Origin of the sequence: Buttiauxella sp. JUb87, from assembly GCF_004361975.1 — a bacterium.
Classification (GTDB): domain Bacteria; phylum Pseudomonadota; class Gammaproteobacteria; order Enterobacterales; family Enterobacteriaceae; genus Buttiauxella; species Buttiauxella ferragutiae.
This window is the reverse complement of sequence record NZ_SNVY01000002.1, coordinates 346,752-370,413: the sequence shown is the minus strand read 5'-3', so window position 1 is coordinate 370,413 and position 23,662 is coordinate 346,752. Positions and strand designations below refer to the sequence as shown.

The 23,662-nt window shown below is 50.1% G+C and carries 21 protein-coding genes; 12 read left to right on the top strand and 9 right to left on the bottom strand.

All coding sequences use genetic code 11. The features are described from left to right. The first annotated feature begins 6 nt into the window (after window positions 1–6). From EC843_RS10000 to EC843_RS09980, 5 genes are read left to right on the top strand one after another with little or no spacing between them, the layout of a single operon-like run. Window positions 7–2,151 (top strand): response regulator, encoded by a 2,145-nt coding sequence (locus EC843_RS10000; protein WP_121814973.1) that lies wholly within the window; start codon window positions 7–9, stop codon window positions 2,149–2,151. A gap of 11 nt (window positions 2,152–2,162) precedes the next feature. After that, on the top strand, window positions 2,163–2,525 hold the full coding sequence (locus tag EC843_RS09995) for a response regulator (protein WP_121814974.1): 363 nt from the start codon (window positions 2,163–2,165) through the stop codon (window positions 2,523–2,525). 11 nt (window positions 2,526–2,536) lie between these two features. Beyond that, window positions 2,537–4,225, top strand: a complete 1,689-nt coding sequence (locus EC843_RS09990; RefSeq protein ID WP_232886968.1) for a diguanylate cyclase — start codon at window positions 2,537–2,539, stop codon at window positions 4,223–4,225. Then, window positions 4,222–4,746, top strand: a complete 525-nt coding sequence (locus EC843_RS09985) for a chemotaxis protein CheW (protein ID WP_064543718.1) — start codon at window positions 4,222–4,224, stop codon at window positions 4,744–4,746. The genes EC843_RS09990 and EC843_RS09985 overlap by 4 nt, the downstream gene beginning before the upstream one ends. After that, window positions 4,730–5,086, top strand: a complete 357-nt coding sequence (locus EC843_RS09980; RefSeq protein ID WP_133522176.1) for a hypothetical protein — start codon at window positions 4,730–4,732, stop codon at window positions 5,084–5,086. The genes EC843_RS09985 and EC843_RS09980 overlap by 17 nt, the downstream gene beginning before the upstream one ends. 64 nt (window positions 5,087–5,150) lie before the next feature. On the opposite strand, the gene EC843_RS09975 is transcribed toward EC843_RS09980, so the two are convergent. Next, window positions 5,151–5,987: a cycloisomerase gene (locus EC843_RS09975; RefSeq protein ID WP_133522175.1), complete on the bottom strand. Its 837-nt coding sequence runs from the start codon at window positions 5,985–5,987 to the stop codon at window positions 5,151–5,153. A 237-nt stretch (window positions 5,988–6,224) separates the two neighbouring features. Here EC843_RS09975 and EC843_RS09970 point away from each other — a divergent pair, with 237 nt between their 5' ends. The 3 genes from EC843_RS09970 to EC843_RS09960 all read left to right on the top strand — a co-directional run bounded on the left by EC843_RS09970 (window position 6,225) and on the right by EC843_RS09960 (window position 9,574). Next, window positions 6,225–7,262, top strand: a complete 1,038-nt coding sequence (locus EC843_RS09970; protein WP_064543725.1) for a sensor domain-containing diguanylate cyclase — start codon at window positions 6,225–6,227, stop codon at window positions 7,260–7,262. Window positions 7,263–7,284: 22 nt separating this feature from the next. Further along, complete coding sequence (locus tag EC843_RS09965; protein ID WP_064543728.1) at window positions 7,285–8,466, top strand: acetyl-CoA C-acetyltransferase; 1,182 nt, start codon at window positions 7,285–7,287, stop codon at window positions 8,464–8,466. 424 nt (window positions 8,467–8,890) lie between these two features. After that, on the top strand, window positions 8,891–9,574 hold the full coding sequence (locus tag EC843_RS09960) for a porin (RefSeq protein ID WP_064543729.1): 684 nt from the start codon (window positions 8,891–8,893) through the stop codon (window positions 9,572–9,574). A 595-nt stretch (window positions 9,575–10,169) separates the two neighbouring features. On the opposite strand, the gene EC843_RS09955 is transcribed toward EC843_RS09960, so the two are convergent. Then, entirely contained in the window at window positions 10,170–11,345 is a 1,176-nt protein-coding gene (locus EC843_RS09955) for an oligogalacturonate lyase family protein (protein ID WP_064543734.1), read from the bottom strand. Between the two features lie 378 nt (window positions 11,346–11,723). On the opposite strand from EC843_RS09955, the gene kduD reads away from it, so the two are divergent. After that, the gene (gene kduD / locus EC843_RS09950; protein ID WP_064543736.1) at window positions 11,724–12,485 is read left to right on the top strand and encodes a 2-dehydro-3-deoxy-D-gluconate 5-dehydrogenase KduD; all 762 of its coding nucleotides are present in this window, start codon (window positions 11,724–11,726) and stop codon (window positions 12,483–12,485) included. Between the two features lie 142 nt (window positions 12,486–12,627). Here kduD and EC843_RS09945 read toward each other — a convergent pair whose 3' ends face one another. The 5 genes from EC843_RS09945 to EC843_RS09925 all read right to left on the bottom strand — a co-directional run bounded on the left by EC843_RS09945 (window position 12,628) and on the right by EC843_RS09925 (window position 18,085). Further along, window positions 12,628–13,758 (bottom strand): oligogalacturonate lyase family protein, encoded by a 1,131-nt coding sequence (locus EC843_RS09945; RefSeq protein ID WP_133522174.1) that lies wholly within the window; start codon window positions 13,756–13,758, stop codon window positions 12,628–12,630. Between the two features lie 83 nt (window positions 13,759–13,841). Further along, entirely contained in the window at window positions 13,842–15,131 is a 1,290-nt protein-coding gene (locus EC843_RS09940) for an ABC transporter substrate-binding protein (RefSeq protein ID WP_064543740.1), read from the bottom strand. Window positions 15,132–15,146: 15 nt separating this feature from the next. Further along, entirely contained in the window at window positions 15,147–16,274 is a 1,128-nt protein-coding gene (locus EC843_RS09935; protein ID WP_064543742.1) for an ABC transporter ATP-binding protein, read from the bottom strand. Between the two features lie 13 nt (window positions 16,275–16,287). Beyond that, complete coding sequence (locus EC843_RS09930; RefSeq protein WP_064543744.1) at window positions 16,288–17,202, bottom strand: carbohydrate ABC transporter permease; 915 nt, start codon at window positions 17,200–17,202, stop codon at window positions 16,288–16,290. After that, window positions 17,195–18,085 (bottom strand): sugar ABC transporter permease, encoded by an 891-nt coding sequence (locus tag EC843_RS09925; protein WP_064543746.1) that lies wholly within the window; start codon window positions 18,083–18,085, stop codon window positions 17,195–17,197. Before EC843_RS09925 ends, EC843_RS09930 begins: the two co-directional genes overlap by 8 nt. A 699-nt stretch (window positions 18,086–18,784) precedes the next feature. On the opposite strand from EC843_RS09925, the gene wzz(fepE) reads away from it, so the two are divergent. Next, on the top strand, window positions 18,785–19,900 hold the full coding sequence (gene wzz(fepE) / locus EC843_RS09920; RefSeq protein ID WP_133522173.1) for an LPS O-antigen length regulator Wzz(fepE): 1,116 nt from the start codon (window positions 18,785–18,787) through the stop codon (window positions 19,898–19,900). Between the two features lie 63 nt (window positions 19,901–19,963). Here the strand turns inward: wzz(fepE) and EC843_RS09915 are convergent, their stop codons facing one another. Continuing rightward, the gene (locus EC843_RS09915; RefSeq protein WP_064543749.1) at window positions 19,964–20,287 is read right to left on the bottom strand and encodes a cupin domain-containing protein; all 324 of its coding nucleotides are present in this window, start codon (window positions 20,285–20,287) and stop codon (window positions 19,964–19,966) included. 166 nt (window positions 20,288–20,453) lie between these two features. Between EC843_RS09915 and EC843_RS09910 the strand changes: the two genes are divergently transcribed. Together EC843_RS09910 and EC843_RS09905 are read left to right on the top strand one after the other, a co-directional pair. Further along, on the top strand, window positions 20,454–21,152 hold the full coding sequence (locus EC843_RS09910; protein WP_133522172.1) for an aspartate/glutamate racemase: 699 nt from the start codon (window positions 20,454–20,456) through the stop codon (window positions 21,150–21,152). A 204-nt stretch (window positions 21,153–21,356) separates the two neighbouring features. After that, complete coding sequence (locus EC843_RS09905; protein WP_133522171.1) at window positions 21,357–22,523, top strand: MFS transporter; 1,167 nt, start codon at window positions 21,357–21,359, stop codon at window positions 22,521–22,523. 1 nt (window position 22,524) lies between these two features. Here the strand turns inward: EC843_RS09905 and EC843_RS09900 are convergent, their stop codons facing one another. Continuing rightward, window positions 22,525–23,448 carry a LysR family transcriptional regulator gene (locus tag EC843_RS09900; RefSeq protein WP_064543786.1) on the bottom strand — a complete coding sequence of 308 codons (924 nt, stop codon included), beginning with the start codon at window positions 23,446–23,448 and terminating at the stop codon, window positions 22,525–22,527. Between the last annotated feature and the right edge of the window lie 214 nt (window positions 23,449–23,662).

Sequence of the window (23,662 nt, the reverse complement as noted above, 5' to 3'; positions counted from 1 at the left end):
AAGCGTATGGCTATCGATCTTAAAAAATTTGTGCTGCGCTTTATTGATGAAGCCAATGGCCATTTACACACCGTAAAAGAGGGCGCGTTTTTGCTCTCGTCCGGCGAAAGTAGTGACGCGCAAATCGGCGAGATGTTTCGTGCCGCCCACACCCTGAAAGGGGGCGCGCGGATGCTGAAGCTGCAAAGCATCGCTGACGTCACCCATCAGCTTGAAGAGATCTTAAGCGAGCTACGTGACAAAAAGCTCGCGCCGGACCAACAGCTTGGCACCTTGATCCTGCAAGCCTGTGATTACATTTCGGATCAACTGGCCCAGCTTTCGGCCACCGACGGCAACAATCAGTTACCGCCAGCCGATGAAGCCTTATGCGAGCGACTGGCGCGCGCCAGCCGTGGCGAAATGGATAGCAGCGCGGAGCAGAGCACGCCGCCGCCACTGGAAAAACCGTTCAGTGCGCTAAATCTTGAGGCGGTGGATAACGGGCTGAAACAGGCCAGTTCGGTGCGTGTCAGGCTCGAGAAACTCGATGACCTGATAAACATTTTGGGCGAAGTGGTCGCCAGCCATGACCGCCTGGAGCAGCAAGTGCAAAGCCTGGCGAACCTTGGGCCGCGGCTGGCGCAAATGGACGCAGCACAGCTTCGCCAGCAGATCGTGCAATTTAGCCGCCAATTTAAAGAAGATTTCCAGGTTCAGCATTTGCAGATGTTCGAACTGTACGACGTGGCGACCACCATCCGTATGTTGCCGGTATCGATGTTGTTCGAACCGGTTTCGACGCAGGTGCGCGAACTGGCGACCGCGCTCAATAAGCAGGTGGATTGCCGTATTTTGGGCGGTGAAGTTGAGATCGACCGGCAGTTAATTGATCGCCTGTCTGAACCGTTAACACACTTGCTGCGTAACGCCATCGATCATGGCATTGGCGAGGCTGCGGAACGGCTGGCAGCAGGTAAATCGGCGCGTGGCACCATCACGCTGACCACCCAACAAGACGGGCGTGGCATCTTGCTGCGCGTGGAAGATGATGGCCGTGGTCTGGATTATCCCGGTATTCGTGCCAAAGCGGTGGCGCGGGGGCTGGTGGAGGCGGCGGTGGTCGATCAGCTTTCCGAGCAGGAATGTAACGAGCTAATTTTCCACCCTGGCTTTTCAACCAGCAAGATTGTCACCGAATTATCTGGCCGTGGTGTCGGGCTGGATATTGTGCGCAAAACCATTGTCGCGGATCTGCAAGGCACTTTGCAGGTACACAGCCGCGCCGGGGTTGGCACCACCTTTATTATCCGCTTGCCTATTTCGCTGGCGATGATGCGCATTTTGCAATTCGAGCAGCAGAACCATCTCTTTGGCCTCGCCGCGCAATATGTGGTGGAAGTGGTGAAATACTCGCGTGATGAAATCCGCGACATTGCTGGCCGCCCGGCGATCATTCTGCATAACGAATTTATCCCGGTGATTTCCGCCGCCGAGTTGCTGCGCATCCAGGACCGTCCTGCAAGCCAGACTGCGCCCGCGCCCATGGCAACCAGCTTGCTGCTGATCATCATTCAGAACCAGTTCGGCAAGATGGCGATGCTGGTGGATAACCTGCTCGACGAGCGCAACATGATGATTAAGCCGCTGCCGAAGCACATGCGCTCGCAGGCTTTAGTCTCCGGCATGGTGTTGTCGCCCGATAACCAACTGGTGAGTATTTTGCAGGTTCCGGTGCTGATGGAGATGGCGCAGAAGCGCGGGCAATCGCGAGCCACGGCGACAAAACCGCAAGTGCGGGCGAATGCCTGGCATGTGCTGATCGTCGACGATTCTATGAACACCCGTGAAATCGAGAAAAACGTGCTTGAAGCCCACGGCTACCAGGTGACGCTGGCTGAAGATGGTTTAGCTGGTTTGCAGAAAGCACGGCTGACGCAGTTTGACGCGGTACTGACGGATGTCGAAATGCCGGTGATGGACGGTTTCTCGCTCACCAGGGCGCTGCGCGCCGAAGAAAACTACCAGCATATCCCGATTATTATCGTGACATCACGAGCCAAAGAAGAAGACCGCCGCCGCGGGATCCAGGTCGGTGCGGATGCGTATATCGCCAAGGGTGATTTTGAACAAGATAGCCTGATAGAAACACTGAAAATGCTGCTGTGTTAAGAGAGAAAAAGATGCGTGTATTACTTGTGGATGACGACTTATTCGCGGCTGAACTGGCGGCGTTATTTCTGGAAATGAACGGCTACGACGTGCTGATTGCCGAAAGCGCTTTGAGCGCATTAGCCAACCTGGATTCTGACAGTTCGATTGAGCTGGTGATCAGTGATTTCCATATGCCGGAAATTACCGGGTTGGATCTGTTAGAGATGCTGCGTGCCAACGGCTGGAACAAACCGTTTGTGTTACTCAGCGCCAGCGAGATGACCGACATTACCGTTATCCCCGATTGTTGGGTGAAGAAAGACGAGAATATGGCGGAAAGACTGGTGGCGGTGGTGAATGAATTACTGATGCCAGTTGCGGCGGCTGAATAGATTACTCAATCATGATGAAACAAGAATTGACGCAAACCACGATGAATACCGCGCAGGATAAAATTGCTCGCCTACGCCAGCGCTTTTTGGAACGCATCCCGAAGATGCTGGGCCAGGCCGAAGAGCTGTTGGCTAAATTAAGCGCCCAGCCGAATGAAACGGACAGCAAGCAACTGCATCTGCTGTTGCACAGTATTCATGGCACCAGCGCTTCGTTTGGCTTCAGTAAAATCTCCAGCCAGGCGTCTGAAGGTGAGTATTTATTGGTGAATCATCCGCTTGATGAGGCGCTGTTTGGCAAATTAGCGCAGGTTATCAGGCAGTTGTATGCGTTGACCGAAGAGCAAGCGGAAAGCGCGCGTCGCGGTGGAGATGCGTTGGTTAAATTCCCGATTGCTGCCTCCAGCCAGGAAGAAGTGGCGATTAACCGCACCATCAAGCCCGTTTACCTGTGTGATGATGAAAGCGAGCAGGCCGAATTGCTGGCGACTCAGTTGCGTTGTTTTGGCTTCATTTGTTATGTCTTTACCAACACCGCCGATTTTACCAAGGCGGTGATTTCACAGCCGCCGTCGGTGGTGATTATGGATGTCAGTTTCCCCGAGCACGCCTATGGCGGCCCGCTGGCGATGTCGGATCTGAAAAAGAAAGTCGGCACGCCGTTCCCGGTGCTTTATCTTTCCTGTCACAGCCATTTCCACGCGCGGATTAATGCGATAAAAGCGGGCTGTGACGGTTACTACGTGAAACCCGCCGCCACCACCGATTTAGTGCAGGAGCTGCATCGTTTAACGCAGCCTTCGCTGAAAAAACCGTATCAGGTGTTGTTGATTGACGATGAGCCGGAAGTGGCGCAGTACAACGCAGAAATGCTGCGCATGGCGGGCATGGAAGTACACGTGCTTTCGCGAATTCCACATTTGCTGAATGTCCTGAATACCCATCCGATCGACATTGTGCTGATGGATTTCCATATGCCGGAATACAGCGGCGAAGAGCTGACCAAACTGATCCGCCAGATCCCGCAGCACATCGGTTTGCCTATCGCGTATCTTTCCAGCGAAACCAATAAAACCACCCAGTTTGGCGCGATGAGTACCGGTGCGGAAGATTTCATTATCAAGCAGGCCGACCCGCAGGAGCTGATTAACGCGGTGTCGATTCGCGCGGAAAGAATGCGCACCCTGCGTGCCCGTATGTCGCAAGACAGCTTGACCGGTTTGTATAACCACTCGACCACCACCCATTATCTGGAAAGTGCGATCACTGAATCCAAATATAGCGGCGTGCCTTTCAGCCTGGTGATGGTCGATTTAGATCACTTCAAAAGCATCAATGATACTTACGGCCATGTGGCAGGCGACCAGGTGATCCTCGGGATCTCACAGCTGTTTTCTCATCGCCTGCGCAGCACCGATATTGTTGGCCGCTACGGTGGTGAAGAGTTCGCGATCATTATGCCGGGGACCACCAAAGAGCAGGCAGCGGCGGTGGTGGAACGGCTGCGCCAGGGGTTTGAAAAGATTCACTTCTCGGTCAACCAGACGCGTTTTAGCAACACGTTCAGTGCTGGCATTGCCTCGTGGCTGCCGGGCGACGAAATCGACACCATCCGCGACCGTGCCGACCAGGCGTTGTATAGCGCCAAACAGCGAGGCCGCAATCGCTATTGCCTGGCTGAAGATAGGGAGGTCGCATGAGCGAGCCATTAGAGCAAATCCTCAGCCAGTATCAGACCGAAAAGCGCGAAATTACCAATGTCGACGAGCCGCAGTGCAGCCTGGTGTTATTTAAAGTCGCCGATAAAAACTTTGCTTTTTACGGCGCGCAAATCAAAGAGATTCTGGCCGACCGCCCGATTTCCTGGGTGCCAGGTTGCCCGCCCTCGCTTGAAGGGGTAATCAATCACCGTGGGCGCGTGGAGTCAGTGATTACCCTTAACTCGCTGATTGAAACGCCTGCGGCGGAGAACGTCGCTAAGCGCACTATCCTGATGGGGCGTGGCCAGAAAATGCAAAGCGGGATTCTGGTCGACAAATTAGTCGATGTGCTGGACGTCGCGCAGAGCCAGATTCATCCGGCGGCTGAGCATTTATCTGCCGCCATGCAGAAAGTGGTAGTGGGGATTGTGCCTGTTGGGAAAGAGTATTTCGCTTTATTAGATTTGGATTTAATTTTTGAGCGTTACCTGGAAACCAGCGGTTATGACGCACTCGCTTAACCTTGCGAGCGTGCGTATCACGCTTGGGGATGTGCATTTTTATATTCCGGCAGACCAGGTGCAGCGTTGTGCGCTGGTGGATTATGAAGCCGATGACGTCCCACGTCTTAGCCAATGGCTAGGTTTACCTGATGAGCCAGAGCAGGGTTTGCATCTGCATTTGTGGGTGCCCGCCAGCGGTGTGGCAGAGGGCTGGTATTTCTGGGGCGAGCTGGAAAATGTGACGCTGCCAGCGAGTGATATTTTCCCACTGCCCGCGCTTATGCAGCACTGTTGCCAGCTCCCGGCGCTGCGGGCGTTAGTGAAAGATGAAAGTTTTAGCCCGTTGTTGAGTTGGTGAGACACCGTCACGTAGGGCGCGCAAGCGCAGCGCCCCCGCCAGCCTTTAGGGCTCACAATCTGATTTATTCAAGCTGGTTTACCGTAATTTCAGATTCTGAATTATCGCGACGGACAATGCCGTAAATTATTTTGTTTTCTACACTGCGATCATAAGCAATGCCTTGCCCGGAAATATCAGCCTTAATGGTATTGACCCAATTGAGCACTGATCCCATTTTTGGAATTTCCAGAACATATATAGCCGGGTTATCATGCCCTGTTATATAGAGTTTGCCATCCTTTCCCCATGAACCTCCAGAATTGCTCATGTCATCAAACAGATCAATTAAAGCATCGGGGAACACCCAGCTTTCCTGTACTTGCCACTTATCGTCGAAGCGCACAAGTTGGGTATTATATTTATTGCCGTATACCGAAGAGCTTTTTCCAAAGACACGATTGTAATTAGCAAAAGTCCCCCACCAAACCCCGTTCGCATCGCGATCAATCCAGGTTAGCGAGCCACGGTCAATACCGAAACTGTAACTGCTAACATGCGCCAATGTTGCGGTATCCCAGATTTCAACAGAACTGGTCATCGGCCACTGCGGGTAGTTTGTATGGGCTGCATAGAGCTTCCCATCGAATACCACACCGCTATCAAGATGGCTTAAAGGCCCCTCTTTTTCACCTTGCCAGCGTGCTAATTCGCGGCCGGTGTTTTTATCCATTTTTACGATGGTCTGATTGTTTATCGCATAAAATGCCTGGCCATCTACCGCAACAGCCTGACGAGCTTCTTTAACAGAATAACGCTTAATGGTGGTGGCCTGAGACGTCTCTGCAACTGCCTGTTCAGCAAGAGAGGAAAATGAGGCGAACAGGCAAAGTAAACATGCTGAAGTGTAATTAATTTTCATAAGTATCCTTACAGAATTATTAGTTTTCAGCATGCTAATTATCTTTTATTTCAGTGGTATGACAAAACAGAGCTATCAGTAGGGCGGGCAAGTGTTGCCCCCCCGCCAATAGGTAAAATTCGCCTCCGTACTCAATTCTCAACTCCGCCAGAAGCACTCATATTAAAAATATGTTAAAAACGAGCCTGAACCCGGCTTTCGTCTGCGCACTATTTTTAATACAGGTAATCATGCTTTATGTCTGACAATCTTATCGAGCGAATTTCCACGGCGTTAGAATCTGAATATACCCTCGAAGGTCTTGTCCGACAGCTGCTTGAAATGCTCGAACTGGTGACCAATATGGAGTCAACTTACCTGACTCGCATTGAACCGGATGGCAGCTTCCAACATATCCTTTTTTCCCGTAACACCCGGCAAATGCAGATTCCCGAAGGGCTTTCTGTGCCGTGGGGCGATACGCTTTGCAAGCGTGCGCTGGACGAAGGAAAGCGCTACACCAGCGATGTCGCCAGTGTCTGGGGCGATTCCCAGGCCGCGAAAGTGTTGGGTATCACTACTTACGTCAGCACGCCAGTTACCCTTGCGGATGGCTCACTTTATGGCACGCTTTGTGCGGCCAGCTCCGAACACCGGGTGTTGAATGAGCGCAGTGAACAAGTTCTGCAACTCTTCGCGCAGTTGATTGCTCAACAGATCCAGAATGAGCGGCTGTTACAGCAGTTACAGCAGGCCAATGTCGCGCTGACGACCGCCAGCTATACTGATGAGCTGACGGGATTGCCCAACCGTCGCGCTGTTTTTGAAGAGTTACCTAAACTCTTTTCCAGGGCGCGTGATGAAGCGCGTTACGTGCTGTTAGCCTTTACCGATCTCGATGATTTCAAACAGATCAATGATGTTTATGGTCACGATGCTGGCGATGATTTCCTGCGGGCTGTGGGGCAACGTCTGAAAGAGGGGGTTCGCGCTCACGAAGTACTAGGCCGGGTCGGTGGCGATGAATTCGTGGTCGCAGGCGTTGGGCCTGGTGAGTTTGACGAGGCGCAATTTGCGGCAGACGCCTTCAAAATTCGCCTGGCAAACTTGCTGATGGGCAAGTATCAGCTACATTCCAGTGTGATTAATTATGCTGGCCCAAGTATTGGGGTTATCGCGGTTAATCCGGCGCTAACCGATCATGATCAGGCCTTGCGAGAAGCGGATACCGCGATGTATCTCGAGAAAGAACGGCGGCGGGATCTGGCCATTACTACATTAAACCCCCCTAAATAATTCTAATATTGCGGAGTTAATGATGAAAGACGTCGTTATCGTTGGAGCCGCTCGCACGGCCATCGGTTGTTTTCAGGGTGCACTTTCCCCACGCACAGCCTCTGAGTTGGGCAGTGCGGTTGTCAAAGCCTTGCTCGAGCGCAGTGGTGTGAGCGAACAAGAAGTTGACGAAGTGATTCTCGGCCAGGTGTTGACCGCTGGGGCCGGGCAAAACCCTGCCCGACAAACGGCGATCAATAGCGGTTTGCCGTGGTCTGTTTCGGCAATCACCATTAACGACGTGTGTGGCTCTGGCTTAAAAGCCTTGCACCTGGCGACTCAGGCAATTCAATGCGGTGAAGCCGATGTGGTGATTGCGGGCGGTCAGGAGAATATGAGCCGGGCGCCGCATGTGCTGGCGGACAGCCGCAATGGCGCAGGTTTAGGCAACAGCCAACTGATCGACAGCCTGGTTCATGACGGGTTGTGGGATGCATTTAACGATTACCATATGGGCGTCACCGCTGAAAACCTCGCCCGCGAATATGGCATCAGCCGTGAAAGCCAGGATGCGTACGCTCTGGCGTCGCAGCACAAAGCGCGGGTGGCTATCGATTCCGGGCGTTTTAAAGATGAAATTGTGCCGGTGACGGTGGAGCTGAATGCCGGTAAATCGGTGATTGTCGATACTGACGAACAGCCGCAAACCGATGCCAGCGCGGAAGCTCTGGCGCAGCTGCGCCCAACGTTTGATAGCCAGGGCAGCGTGACCGCGGGTAATGCATCGTCGATTAATGATGGTGCCGCCGCGGTGTTAATGATGAGTGCCAGTAAAGCCGAAGAACTGAATCTGCCCGTGCTGGCGCGGATCCGCGCTTTTGCCAGCGTGGGTGTGGATCCTGCGTATATGGGGATTGCACCCGTGACCGCCACCCAGCGCTGCCTTGAGCGCGCGGGCTGGTCGCTTGATGAGCTGGATCTTATCGAAGCCAATGAAGCCTTTGCGGCACAGGCGCTTTCGGTTGGCAAAATGCTGGAGTGGGATGAGCGCAAGGTCAATGTCAACGGCGGCGCGCTGGCGTTGGGGCATCCGATTGGTGCGTCCGGCTGCCGAATCCTGGTTTCGCTGGTGCATGAAATGATTAAACGCGATGCCAAGAAAGGGCTGGCGACATTATGTATTGGTGGCGGGCAGGGCGTAGCACTGGCCATCGAGCGCGATTAATTTCAGTTACACCGGGTGGATGCCGCTAACGCGAATCCACCCTGCATTTTCCATTTGTACAACTCATCTGCTTTCTCTCCTTCTTGAGTTATTAAACTCATCCTAATTGCATTCATATTTTTATGCCCTGGAATATCCTTAAGTAAATAAACTGAAAGTTTATTGAAATATTTGCTTATTTATGGTTGTGAGCATTCCAATGTGATTTCTGTCGCGAAATTTTATAACTAGTTATTATTTTTCTTTATGTTTTCCGCTAAGTTTCGGACGCGATCGTTTATTTTTTTGATACCTGTCACACATATTGCCATGTGTGTATTTTGACATAAATTTTTACGATCCCGATCACTAAAATAATGTTCGTTTAAAAATAAACTTCAGTTTCATAAAAATGAAACGATATTTCAATGAAGGGAATGCGAACATGTTGAAGAAAGCTCTGGGTGTTGTTGTTCTTTGTGGTGTTAGTGTTGCAGCACAGGCAGTCACTGTTGATTTACGTCATGAATATATTGATGCTGGTACTAACGCAGACCGTGTTGCCGTTTCTCACCGTTTTGAAAATGGTTTAGGTTTCAGCGTTGAAGCAAAATGGAAATCTGGCGGCACCAATAAAGATGAACCATTTGCAGATTTGATTGGTAATGGTCATGAAGACCAAATTAGCTGGCGCTGGAAAGCATCAAATAATATCGCTATTACACCGGCATTAACGGTCGAAAGTACGGATAACCGTACCATCTGGAAGCCGAATTTACATGCACAATATAGCTTTGATAATGGTTTTTACGTGGCAGCACGTTACCGTTATGAATATACGCGCTACCCAAATGATGCTAAGAAAGATGATGATAAAGTGAACCGTGGCGATTTATGGGCAGGTTTCGTATTAGGCGACTGGCGTACTGAGCTGAACTATGTTTACGCGAAAAGCCAATATGAGATCCGTTCTAATAATAAGAAGGACTCTCAAGAATATAACGTGAAAGTGGCTTATAAATGGGATAAAAACTGGGCGCCGTATGCTGAGTTGGGTAATGTGAGCGGCAGTAAAACCGCAGATGAACGCCAGACGCGTTATCGTGTTGGTGTGGCCTATTCATTCTAATCGTTTCATTTTTAATTCCCTCTCCGGGCCTCTGCATAATAGCGGGGGCTTTTTTATATTTTGTTTTTTTCCTTCACCTGGTGAAGAAGGGAATTAAATGTCAGCAAAAAAAAGCCCTCTCATAAAGAGAAGGCAGAGACTGATGACAAACTTCTTCCTAGGTTGGATAAGCGTTAGCGTCATCCGACACAACTGGTGTAAATGGTGGATGACGCTAACGCTTATCCACCCTACAAAAACCCTTTGTCAGCAAAAAAACTCTCTCATAAAGAGAGGGCAGAGACTGATGACAAACGTCTTCGTAGGTCGGATAAGCGCAGCGTCATCCGACACAACTGGTGTAAATGGTGGATGACGCTAACGCTTATCCACCCTACAAAAACCCTTTGTCAGCAAAAAAAAACTCTCTCATAAAGAGAGGGCAGAGACTGATGACAAACTTCTTCGTAGGTCGGATAAGCGCAGCGTCATCCGACAAACTGGCGTAAATGGTGGATGACGCTAACGCTTATCCACCCTACAAAAACCCTTTGTCAGCAAAAAAAAGCCCTCTCATAAAGAGAGGGCAAGGGCCTACACAGGACATACTCTTTTATCAGGCAGAAATTAATTCCGGGTTAGCAGGCATCTTCGCAATATATAGCGCAGGTTTACCGTCTTTATCTGAGCTGAAAAGAATGGCGCTGTCATCCGGAGTGAATGAAGGATGTGGATGCGTGACCTGGCGGCTATTGGCAAATGTTGCCCAGGAAGTATCATGACGAGCGACGCGGAAATACGCTTTTTTCGCAACATCGAAGGCATATAAATACGGGTCGTTATCGATGGTATAACCGCTGGTGTCTTTCACATCGACAGGCGTACCGGAACCATCGCCGACTAACAGCGAACCATCAAAGTTACTCATCAGATGTGAGCATGCAGGCATCTGCATCACTTCGGCGTTAACACCCGTGTCCGGGTTGTAGCTATAAATGGTGCGGCCTTGCTGGCCTTTAAGATAAGAAACGTACATCAGAGAAGAGCCATTTGGCACCCAGAATTCATGCGTGCAGCTTTCACCTTCGGCATGCTCTTTCACTTTACGCACGTTGCTACCATCTTCGTTGACCATCCACATACGCGCATCTACCAGGTCATGCGGACCTTCATGGCAGAAGGCGACAGTGTTGTCGTCGAATGGGCGATAAATCGGATGGCCGAGCCAGTTTTTTTCCTGGTGGATCACTGCACTTTCACCGGTTTGTAGATCAACACGCAACAGGCGGCAGTTTGGACCTTTGTGGAAAAAGTCGTGGAAGATTTTCCAGTCGTTCAATGGAACCCAGTCGTCTTTGGAGATTTCGATTCCCACCAGTTTGCTGCAATCGCTGTTAGCCACCCAGGTGCCGTAACCAACCCAATCATCAGGTACGCGGTAAACTTCACGCTCAACCAGCGTCTCAAGATTCACTTCCAACAGCGTGCGCTCGTTCTTCACATAGTAAAGAGAGTTGTCATCAGGTGAGAGGAAGCCGCCAAAAGTGTTGTCGCCAGCGCCTTCAGTTAATTGCACCGCTTCGCCTGCGGCGATATCCAGCAGGTAGTAGTTCCAGTGGCCGTCAAATTCCCCGGCAAACAGTAGCTTGTTGCCATCATTGGTAAAGCATTTTTGATAGAAGTAATTACGATGACACGTGACTTCTGGTGGCGTTAAGCGGGTGACTTCGACGCCTGTGTCTGGGTCCTGACTCACTTCGTAAACCAGCTTAACCCGCATACCTTTAGCCATGATGCTCTCCTTTACCTATCGGAATTGATGAACGAACAATGGGTGCTAATTTATCAAAACAATGTTTCAAAGTGTGTGATTGCATTCACTAAAAGTAATATCTGTCGTATGAAATGTTGCAAAGAAGGGCATCAGAACGTTGAGGTAAGCCGCTAAGCGTGATCGCTTTATCAAATATGAAAAGAACATCCTAAAATCTGAAACAACGTTTCATTTATAATTGAAAAGCAGTTTCAACAGGATTACTATTCACCCATCAAAGATTACGGAACAGTGTTTGCACCGTATGTAATTTATGAATTGCGCAGTTAGCGCGAACAATATTTTCCCCGAAATGCTTGCGCTAACAGCAGGCCCGTATAAATAAAGGAAACCTACATGATTCTGGATTCGTTCTCCCTACAAGGTAAAGTTGCAGTTGTTACTGGTTGTGATACAGGTCTGGGCCAGGGTATGGCTATCGGTCTTGCTGAAGCTGGTTGTGACATCGTGGGCATCAACATCGTTGAACCGGCTGAAACCATTGAGCGTGTTACTGCTCTGGGTCGCCGCTTCCTGAGCCTGACCGCTGACCTGCGCCAGATTGATGGCATTCCCGCTCTGCTGGAGCGTGCGGTTGCTGAGTACGGCCAAATCGACATTCTGGTAAACAACGCGGGTCTGATTCGTCGTGAAGATGCGATCAACTTCAGCGAAAAAGACTGGGACGATGTCATGAACCTGAACATTAAGAGCGTGTTCTTCATGTCTCAGGCTGTGGCTCGCCAGTTCATTGCGCAAGGCAAAGGCGGCAAAATCATTAACATCGCTTCTATGCTTTCTTACCAGGGCGGCATCCGCGTACCGTCTTACACCGCGTCAAAAAGCGCAGTGATGGGCGTGACCCGTCTGCTGGCGAACGAGTGGGCACAACACGGTATCAACGTAAACGCGATTGCCCCAGGTTACATGGCAACCAACAACACCCAGCAATTGCGTGCTGATGAAGAACGTAGCGCTGCCATTCTTGAGCGTATCCCTGCTGGCCGTTGGGGCCTGCCAGAAGATCTGAAAGGTCCAATCGTGTTCCTGGCATCTACTGCTTCTGATTACATCAACGGTTACACCGTTGCGGTTGATGGCGGCTGGTTAGCGCGTTAATTCGGATTGAAGTAAAGGTGGATGACGCTGGCGCTTATCCACCCTACGAAATCCATTCCTTTCGGTAGGTCGGGCAAGCGTAGCGCCCCCGACAAAATGAAACGAAATAGAAACCTCCTGAAGTCAGGAGGTTTTTTTATATCTATACCCTGGCTAAATACAATGCAGGCATGCCTTCTTCGTCGGAAGTGTAAAGCACCCACTGGTTATCCGGGCTAAATGACGGATGTGGATGTGTCACCTGCCGATCTCCATCAAGAACTTTCCACGATGTATTGTGCTGGCAAACCGCTTTCTGCGTCCCTTTCTGCAAATCAAACACCCAAATAAAAGGATCGTTAAGATCGATATTGCCGGTTTTATGTGGTGCACCATCACCGACGACCAGCGTGCCGTCGTGGTTACTCATCAAGTGTGAGCAAGGGGGAATGGTTCGCAGCAGGCGATTTTCGAGAGTTAACGGGTTGGCACTCCACAAATAGCGGTGTGCATCACCTTCTTTGTGAGCGACGTAATAGAGCGCAGAGCCATCAGGCACCCAAAATTCATGGGTAAAACTTTCGCCTTGCTGATGCTGGCGCACTTTGCGCAGATTAGTGCCATCTTGATTAATCAACCACATGCGAGCATCGATGGCATCTCGCGGCCCTTCGTGACAAAACGCTACGGTTTGATCGTCAAATGGCCGGTAAATCGGATGACCTAACCAGCGTTTTTCTTGCAAGATGACTTGTTGCTCGCCGGTGTGTAAATCGATGCGGATCAGGCGGCATTCCGGGTTGGTGAAATAGAAATCACGGAATTTTTGCCAGTCAGTTAGCGGCGACCAGTCGCTTTTTTTGATCTCAATACCAACCAACAGGCTGCAATCCGAATTAGCAACCCAGGTACCGTAAGCCACCCACTGGTCATCAACTTGGTAAACTACATGCTCTTCGAGAGTCTCCAGGTCAACGCGGCGCAGTTCGCGGGTGTTTTTCACATACCACAACGATTGGCAGTCAGCTGACAGAAAGCCGCCGAAAGTGTTGTCACCTTCACCTTCGGTTAACTGGGTCGCCATTTGTTTGTCCAGATCCAGCGAGTAGTAATTCCAGTGCCCTTCAAATGCGCCGCCGAATATCAACCGCTGACCATCATTACTGAAACATTTTTGATAGAAATAATTACGATGGCAAATGACATGTGGCGGGGTTAAACGCAAGACTTCTGCACCGGTTTCCTTGTCGCGTCGGGCGCGGAAGGAAAGTTGGATTTTCTTACCTTTAGCCATAACGACACTCCTGTTTAATCGTTAAAAAAATGCCCTGCCACGCAAGCGGGGCAGGGCATAGATAGCAAAACTAGCCTACTTAATTAACGCATCGCACGTTTCAGGATGCGGTTACCCTGGCGCTCGAACTCAGCTGCAGTTTCTTCTACGGTTTTCTGGCCGTAGTCGATGTACTGCAAAGAGGTTCCGAACAGGGAAACAATCTGCGGATCGTCAAAGTATGGCGAGGTTGCCAGTTTGTTTGGCAGTGACTGCGCCAGTTTCAGACCTGCAACTGATGGGTCGTTATCTTTGATTACGCCATCAGTAGTCAGCTGGGTTACAGCCGCTTTGCTCAATGGCACACCGCGCTCCAGACCCAAAGCCTCCACGCCCGCCTTCTCGTTGAGCAAGAAGTTAATCAGCATCGCCGCTTCTTTCGGATGCTTGGTCGTTTTACTGATAGAGAACATTTGCGCAGGTTTGAAGAACAGACCGGCATCTGTCGCCCCTGGCAGCATTGGGTAAGAACCCAGTTCAAGCTTCGCTGGTGGCTTAAGGTTGTCGGAATATTTGTTAATGGTGGAGTTCCACATGTACGTCCCCGCCCACTCGCCTTCAATCCACGGTTTCATTTCGTACATGTTGCTCTTACCAAATGACGCATAGTACTTAGTGTCAGGCATCACGTGGCTGTCGATGAGTTTCTTGTACATGCCGAAGAACTCAACCCACTGCTCTTTGGAATAACCAAACTGCTTTTTGGTGGTGTCGATTTCAGGAATATTGTATTTCTGCACCATGTAAGAGCGCAGCAGAGCCAGCGTATCCTGGTGCTCTAACACCACCGGGAAGTATTGCTTGCCCAGTTTGCTCTCGAAGGTTTTACCCGCTGCCATCAGCTCTTCCCAGGTTTTTGGGTAAGCGATGCCTGCTTTCTTCCACGTTTCGTCGTTGAAATAGAACACGCGCGCGGTAACGGAAATCGGAATACCGTTTAGCTTGCCGTCAACCGTGGTGGATTGCAGTTCTTTGGGATCAAACTGGGTTAAATCCAGATCACCTTTCACGGTATTAAGATCGTAGAAGCCAGTGCCGGTTTTAGAGAAAATTGGCAGCCAGTTCCAGTTAGTCTGCATCACGTCCGGCTCAGTACCGCCCGCGATTTGTGTGGTCAGACGGGACAAGTGGCCGTCCCAACCAGTGTATTCAGACTTCACCTTAATGTTTGGATGTTGTTTCTGGAACTCTTCAACTGCCTTCAGAGTCACCTGATGGCGTCCGTTGCCGCCCCACCAGGACATGCGTAAATCCACTTGATCTGCCGCGAACGCAGAACCAGCAGCCATGCCAAGGGTTGAAGCAATCAGGGTACTTAACAGCACTTTTTTCATTATCATAGACTCCTGTCAGAGTGAGATGTTCTGTTCTGTTTTTGCGTCGAAAATATGACATTTTTCCATGTCAAATTTGAAATACACCTTACGGTGAAGGCCCTTTTCAATCATTGGCTTAGCTTCATCGGAAGGGATGCGGCAGGTCATTTCGAAATCAGCGACTTTCAGGTAGATGAAGAATTCATGACCCATGTTCTCCACACGCACCATTTCACCGCTGGAATGGCTTTGGGCGAACGGTTCATCAGAGATTGAAATAAATTCAGGACGGATACCGAAGAAAATGTCCTGATCTTTGTATTCAGCGCAACGCTTTTGCTGGCGCTCGTTCAGTGCCAGCGTGTCTTGACCGACGCTAATTTGCAGACGTCCGTCTTTTTCGATCAACTTGCTTGGGCGAATGTTCATTTCTGGCGCACCGATAAAGCCAGCCACGAACATGTTTTTCGGGTAGTGATAAAGATTGTCTGGTGTATCCACCTGCATGATGTGGCCCAGTTTCATCACGCAGATACGGTCGCCCATGGTCATCGCTTCAGTCTGATCATGGGTCACGTAAACGGTGGTGGCTGGCTTGCCGCTTTTCTTGAGTTGCTTATGCAGGTCGGAGATACGAATACGCATCGACGCACGCAGCTTGGCATCAAGGTTTGATAACGGTTCGTCGAACAAGAACACATCCGGTTTTTTCACAATCGCACGGCCTACTGCCACGCGCTGTGCCTGGCCGCCAGATAACTGGCGCGGCAGGCGGTCCATCAGCTCATCCAGCTCAAGGATTTTGGCCGCTTCATTCACTTGCGACTCAATCTGGTCTTTTGGTAGCTTGCTCAGCTTCAGGCCGAACGCCAGATTTTCACGTACCGTCATGTGCGGGTACAACGCGTAGTTCTGGAACACCATCGCAATACCGCGCGATTTTGGTGCCAGGTTGTTGACGACGCGGTCGCCAATGCGTACTTCGCCACCGCTGATGGTTTCCAGACCCGCCAGCATGCGCAGGGTGGTTGATTTCGCGCAGCCAGACGGGCCGACGATAACCATGAATTCACCGTCTTCAATTTTCAGGTCGATACCATGAACCGCCTGGAAGCCGTTGGAGTAAACTTTTTGCAATTTGTTGAAAATAACTTCAGCCATGATATTCCCTCACTTAACCTTTAATTCCGCTGCTGGTCACGCCTTGTACGAAGTAGCGTTGAGCCAGGAAGAAGATGATTATCGATGGCAGAATGGAGATGCTCGCCATTGCCAGAATTTCGTTCCATGGAGCGCCTTCTGTCACGTCGATAGACATTTTGAGCGCCAGTGCAATTGGGTATTTGTCTACGCTGTACACATAAATCAGCGGCCCGATAAAGTCGTTCATTGACCACATGAACTGGAACAGGGCGACGGAGATAATGGCCGGTTTCAGAATCGGCACTACCACATACCAGAGCACCTGGAAGGAGTTACAGCCATCAATTTGCGCGGCTTCTTCCATATCGCGTGGTACGCCACGCAGGAACTGGATCAACATGAAGACAAAGAACCCTTGGGTGGCAAATGCCATTGGTAGCCACAGGGGTAAATAGCTATTCAACATGCCCATTTCACGGAACATCAGGTATTGCGGGATTAACAGCACAGTGCTTGGCAGCAACATGGTGGTAATCAACGTGGCGAACCAGAACTTCTTGAACGGGATTTCGAAACGGGCGAAGCCGTAAGCGACAATCGTTGAAGAGATAATGGTCAGCAGAACTTTGGGAATCACATACTGCATGGTGTTCAGCATGTAGTGACCAAAGGTGTACTCAGTACCGGTTTTCCAGCCGTTGACGAAACCGTCGCTGGTTGGGTTTGACGGCCACAGGCCCAGCGTGGTGAAGATCTCATGGTTCGGTTTAAACGCGGCAGAGAACATCCACACCAGTGGGTAGAGCATCAACAGGCCGACAATAATCAGCACCACATAGCGAATGCTACGGCTGATTTTTTCGCGACGTAATGTACGGGCGACTTCTTGCTCTGCCAATTCCGTCTGGCTTGGTGAACCGAGCTGGTTTGTTGGAATATCAGCCATTTTTGCCTCCCTTATCTGCGGAGTAGAACACCCAGTATTTCGATGACTTAAAGGCGATGGAGGCAAAGACCGCCACGACCAGGAACAGAACCCACGCCAGAGCTGCGCCATAACCCATATCGAAGTATTTGAACGCGGTGTCGTAGATATACAGTGAGAACAAGTAGGTGTAGTGAGTCGGGCCGCCGCCGGTAATGATGTATGGCGCGGTAAACTCCTGGAACGCCTGCGTGGTCTGCATGATGAAGTTGAAGAAGATGACTGGCGTAATCAAAGGAACCGTCACTTTGGTGAACATCTGCCATTTGGACGCGCCGTCGATCATTGCCGCTTCATACTGTGATTGCGGAACGTTTTGCAGTGCAGCCAGGAAGATGACCATCGCCGAACCGAACTGCCAGACACGCAGCAGCGTAACGGACATCAGCGCCAAAGAAGGCTCACCCAGCCAGTTCACTGGGTCCAGACCGAACACACCAATAAAGCTATTCAGCAGGCCATCGATGGCAAACAGCGCACGCCATAAAACGGCAATCGCAACGGAGCTACCCAGAATAGAGGGGATGTAATACGCAGTACGGAAGAAACCGATGCCGCGCAGTTTAAAGTTCAGAACAAAGGCGATGCCCAGCGCGAATGCGAGTTTTAACGGGATAGTTAAAAACACGTAGGCAAACGTCACGCCCATGGATTTCCAGAAGAGTGAATCTTCGGTCAACATGTAGCGATAATTTTCAATACCGGTGAACACCGGTGGGTTCATCAAGTCGTACTCAGTAAAACTGAGGAAGAAAGATGAAACAAACGGGAAGGCAGTAAAGACTAACAACCCTATTATGTAGGGCGAAATCCATGCCAATCCCAGCATTCTGTTTTCATTCATACATACCTACCTGGTGGTCAATGGTTTAAAAATTGTTTGATACAAAAATATTCTTGAAACTCATTGCCTCACCCTGGTGAGAAATCTGATGGGTCGAAAAGGGTTGGGCATCATCGTCATATTCATTCCCTGATAATTGATTGATAAATAAAAGATTAAAGAACCGTTGTGCTTATCGCTTTTCTGTAATGGATAACAGATTTCATAAACATGTGAACCGTGGTTCTTGGTTTGTAAAACAGCGTTTTAATTTATCTTATTACGATTTGTAACTACGTCATTCAATTCATCAGAGAAATGTGATCGATGTCGAAACGCTGTTTTGATTATGTGAAACAGGCGAGGTTTTAGAGACTTGTGTAAAAATGGACAGAGTTTTTATTGATTTTAAAACTACAAGAGTTGAGAGTTGTTTTTAAGAGTATTCTTGGTGATAATACCCACTGATAAGGAAAATTTACGTTTCATTACAAGGTTGTGGCTTTGTTATTGGCGCATTAACAGAGGGTAGAAATAGCGTTGAAAACGCGTTTTTTACTATCGATGCATGACATGCACCAGGAAAGATATGTAGCCTTTATCCTCGCCTAAAACCTGACCTGTTCCGTTTTTTCTTAACGTCGCGTAACCGTTTTAATTTCCCAACTCAGGAAAGGTACTGCGCGTCCTTTTTCTTCATAAATTAAAAACCGGCCAGTTATGTCTTCTATTGAAATGAAAGCCAATCGCCTGGAAAACGTCTCTCCTTACCCGCTTGTGGCACCGCGCCATGAAGAGATTGACTTACTCGACTTGTTATCCACTCTGTTTGCCGCCAAAAAACAAATAGCCATCATTACACTATTATTTGCTTTGTGCGGGCTGGCAGCCAGCTTCCTGCTACCACAAAAATGGACCAGCCAGGCGATTGTTACCCCACCTGAAACTGAAGAGGTTAGTGAGTTACACCGCGCGATGGTAAATCTCACCGTGCTTGGGGTCGAAACCAATCTGAGTTCCGTCAACTTGTATAATTCGTTTTTGAAGAAGTTTGATTCTCAGCAGCTTCGCGCACAATTCCTCAGCCAATCTCCGTATGTGCAGGCGCTGGTGAAGAATGGGGATGTCGATAACCCTGAATTGTACAAAGCCATCGTCAGGGTCTCGCAAAATTTTACCGCGATGGACAATAGTGACCCTAAAAAATCCACCAATATGCCTTACACCTCCTGGACCCTGGGTTTTACTGCGCCTGATGCTGATGATGCTCAGCAGGTGCTGCAAAATTACATTCAGTTTATTGCCGAACAAGTGAATAAAGACATCATCGCTGATGTAAAAAATGCCGTTGAATTAAAAATAGCATATGAAAAAGACCGTCTGGCATTGGATCGGGTCAACCTTGAAAACCAACATAATGTGAACGTTGAGCGTTTGGGTTACTCGTTACAGGTGGCGAATGCTGCGGGCCTGAAAAATCCGGTATATAGCAATAGCCAGGCAGTGAAAGACGACCCTGATTACTCCATTTCGCTTGGGGCAAATGGCTTAGCCGAAAAGCTAAAAATCGAACAGTCGATTAAAGACGTAGCTCAGTTGAATGTCTCAATACAAAATCGTGAGCATGTTCTGAGCGCATTGCAGGCGATAAATCTTGGCTCAGTTGATTTCACACCTTTCAAATACCAGATGCAGCCTTCGCTACCGGTAAAAAAAGATGGCGCCAGTAAATCACTGATTATTGTGTTGGCGGCGCTGGTTGGCTTGATTGTGGCGGCGGGTTCTGTGCTGGTTCGTGGTGCGATGTCGTCTCGTATGAGAATTGAAGAAATATAATCGCTGATATTGCTGCATAAACGGCTGCTTCCAAAACATGGAAGCAGCCGTTTTTTTTGGCACTTACTTCAGAAAATCTTCACGGATTGGGGTGAAAGTATCCAAAAGTGTGCCAGCAGCCAGGCATACGCAGCCGTGCATCACGTGAGGTTCTTTATAGAGTGTGTCGCCCGCGGTCACACGGTGAGTTTCTTCACCGATGGTGAATTCAAATTCTCCAGACAGCACATAAGTTAACTGCTCATGTGGGTGATTGTGCATCGGGCCGATGGCACCTTTTTCAAAGTTAACCTGTACTGCCATCATTTTGCCGTCGTGCGCCAGGATACGGCGGCTCACGCCAGCACCTAAATCTTCCAGTTGAGTATCTTTAATAAAAGTGAACATCTTTCGATCCTTGGTTACGTGAAACGTTGTTTCATTTAAATAATCGTAACCTGAAAATTCCCTTTGCGATAGTTGACACCGGAGTTTTGTAAGGCCGATCACGCTTTCCTGCCTGATAATCTCTCTGTTATAACCAATGTCATGACAAAGAACAGGTGACGAAAAAATGAAAACAATTGGCTTGCTGGGTGGCATGAGTTGGGAATCGACAATTCCTTATTATCGATTGATTAATGAAGGTATTAAGACGCGTTTAGGTGGGCTGCATTCGGCAAAAATTGTGCTGCACAGTGTTGATTTTCATGAGATTGAAGCCTGTCAGGCCTGCGGTGAATGGGATTTAGCCGGTGATATGCTGGCGCAAGCAGCGCTTGGCCTGCAAAAAGCCGGGGCCGAAGGCATCGTGCTGTGTACCAACACCATGCACAAAGTGGCACACCACATTGAATCACGTTGCTCGCTGCCGTTCTTGCACATCGCGGATGCGACGGGGCGCGCCATTACTGCGCAAAATGTTCAGCGTGTTGCTTTGCTGGGGACGCGTTACACCATGGAACAGGATTTTTACCGAGGCCGCCTGAATGCTGAGTTTGGCATTGAATCGTTAATTCCCCATGAAGAGCAGCGCCAGCGCATTAATCAGGTCATCTTTGAAGAACTGTGTCTTGGAAAAATCACTGCCGAGTCGAAGCACTATTATCAGCAAGTGATTAAAGAGTTGCAGAAGCAAGGCGCAGAAGGGGTGATTTTTGGCTGCACCGAAATTGGCTTGCTGCTTAACCAGCAAGATTGCCCATTACCAGTGTTTGATACTGCCGCCATTCATGCTGAAGATGCAGTGAAATTTATGCTTGCTGAGGTGTGATTTTTTCTTTTTTAATTTCAAAAAGATAAATGAAAAATCGAGTATCCTCAGCGCACGCCGGGTCATACCCGGCGTTTTTTGTGTTATTAATTTGTTAAGCAGCGCACGTTTTTTCAAACAAGCTGCACCTCTGACATCCTCGCGTTCTGGCGGTTGAACCACGTTCTTCCGCCTTTTGTTATTTCTGCAACCTGGAGTTTTCCCATGCCTGTTTCCTTGCTGGCGCTGGCGATGAGTGCCTTTGCCATCGGCACGACGGAGTTCGTGATTATGGGCCTGCTGCCCGAAGTGGCCGGAGACCTGACGATCTCGATTCCCACTGCAGGCTGGCTGATTAGCGGCTACGCGCTCGGGGTCGCGATTGGCGCACCGATCATGGCGTTACTGACGGCACGTTTGCCGCGCAAACTTTCTCTCGTGCTACTGATGGTAATTTTTATCGTCGGCAACATCCTGTGCGCACTGGCGCTGAATTATCAATTCCTGATGCTGGCGCGCATTATTACCGCGCTGTGCCACGGTGCATTTTTTGGCATTGGTGCCGTGGTGGCAGCAAGCCTGGTCGCGCCAAATCGCAAAGCGTCGGCGGTGGCTTTGATGTTCACGGGTCTGACATTAGCGAATGTGCTTGGCGTGCCAATCGGCACCTGGTTTGGGCAACTGTACGGCTGGCGTTCGACATTCTGGGGCGTGGCGATTATCGGTGTGGTGGCGTTTATCGCGCTGATAGTTAGTTTGCCATCGCAAAAAGAGGAAACGCCTGCCGATCTGAAGCGCGAAGTGAGCGCCCTGGCGAACGGTAAACTTTGGCTCTCGCTGTCAATGACGGTCTTTTTTGCCGCCGCGATGTTTGCCTTATTTAGCTATATTGCGCCGATGCTGTTGCAGGTCACGGGCATTACAAATCAGGGCGTGAGCTGGACGTTGTTCCTGATTGGTGCGGGGTTAACGGTTGGCAATATTCTTGGCGGGCGCCTGGCCGACTGGCGCGTTTCATTTAGTTTGATCTTAAGCTTCAGCCTGATTGCGATTTTCTCGTTGCTGTTCCGCTGGACCAGCCACGGTATGTGGCTTGCAGAAATCACGCTGTTTCTCTGGGCAATGGCGGCATTCGCCACCGTTCCTGCGCTGCAAATCAATGTGGTGCTACACGGCAAAGATGCACCCAACCTGGTGTCGACGTTGAGCATTGCAGCTTTTAACGTTGGCAATGCGCTAGGTGCGTGGGTTGGCGGAGCCGTGATTGCTCATGGTTACGGCCTGACCGCCGTACCGGTTGCGGCGGCAGCACTTGCTGCTATTGGGTTGGTCATCTGCCTGATTAACTTCAGCAATGGCACTGGCCATCAACTGCCAGTAACAGAACACTAATTCAGGCATCCAGCAACGCGCTAAGTGGCTCGGTGTAGATTTGCATGCTGTTTTGCAAATGTTCGCTGAATGCCGTGACCAGCGCAGAAGCAGGGCGGTGCAGTGGGCGAATCAGGCTCACGGTAAACGGCACCGCCACGCTAAAGCGCCGCGCCACAACGCCACTGGAAGCATAATCCAGAGCGGTCAACGGATTGACCACGGAAACCCCAACTCCCGCCCGCACCATCGCACACACCGACGCTGCACTGTGCGTTTCCATCACCATTCGTCGCTTAACGTCGTGTTCCTGAAACAGTGAATCCAGAAGCTGCCGATAACTGTCGGTACGCGACAAGCTGATGTAGTTTTCTCCGGCAAAATCTTGCGGTGTCAGCACTTTTTTATCGGCGAGGCGATGCCCGGCAGGCAGAACACAAACTTCGTTAAGCGTCAGCAAAGTCTGGCGGTCAGTTCCGGCAGGCGTCACGGTGTTTTCGGTCAGGCCCAAATCATGGCGTTGTGCCGATAGCCATTCTTCCAGCAACGGCGATTCTTGCGGCACAATATTCAGACTTAGTTCCGGATAGCGTGCCAAAAACGGTTGCACCAATACCGGCAAGAAAGATTGTGAAAACACCGGCAGGCAGGCGATAGATAGCTCGCCCTGGCGAAATTCGCGCAGGCTTTCTGCGGCACTCAGTATTCTGTCCAGCCCGTACCAGGAGCGCTGCACTTCTTCAAACAAGCGCAAGCCCTGAACGGTAGGGTGCAAGCGCCCACGGCTACGCTCGAATAATTGCAGGCCAATCAACTTCTCAAGTCTTGCCAGTTCACGGCTGACGGTGGGTTGCGAAGTATGCAGCAATGCTGCTGCTTCGGTGAGGTTACCGGCAGTCATTACCGCATGGAAAATTTCGATGTGGCGTAAGGTGATTGAGGGCATGTTTTGGCCTTTGTGTTTTGGGTCAGCAATGAGCGCCCTCACCCTGGCCCTCGCCCCCAGGAGAGGGACTCAAGGAGATTGGTCTGGTTTTCTTCCCTCTCCCTCAGGGAGAGGGCCAGGGTGAGGGGAGATATATCCATATCATAAATGAATAGACTTGGCAGAAAACGATATTTTTTCTTCTCTTCACTCTATGGCGTAATACAAAAAAATG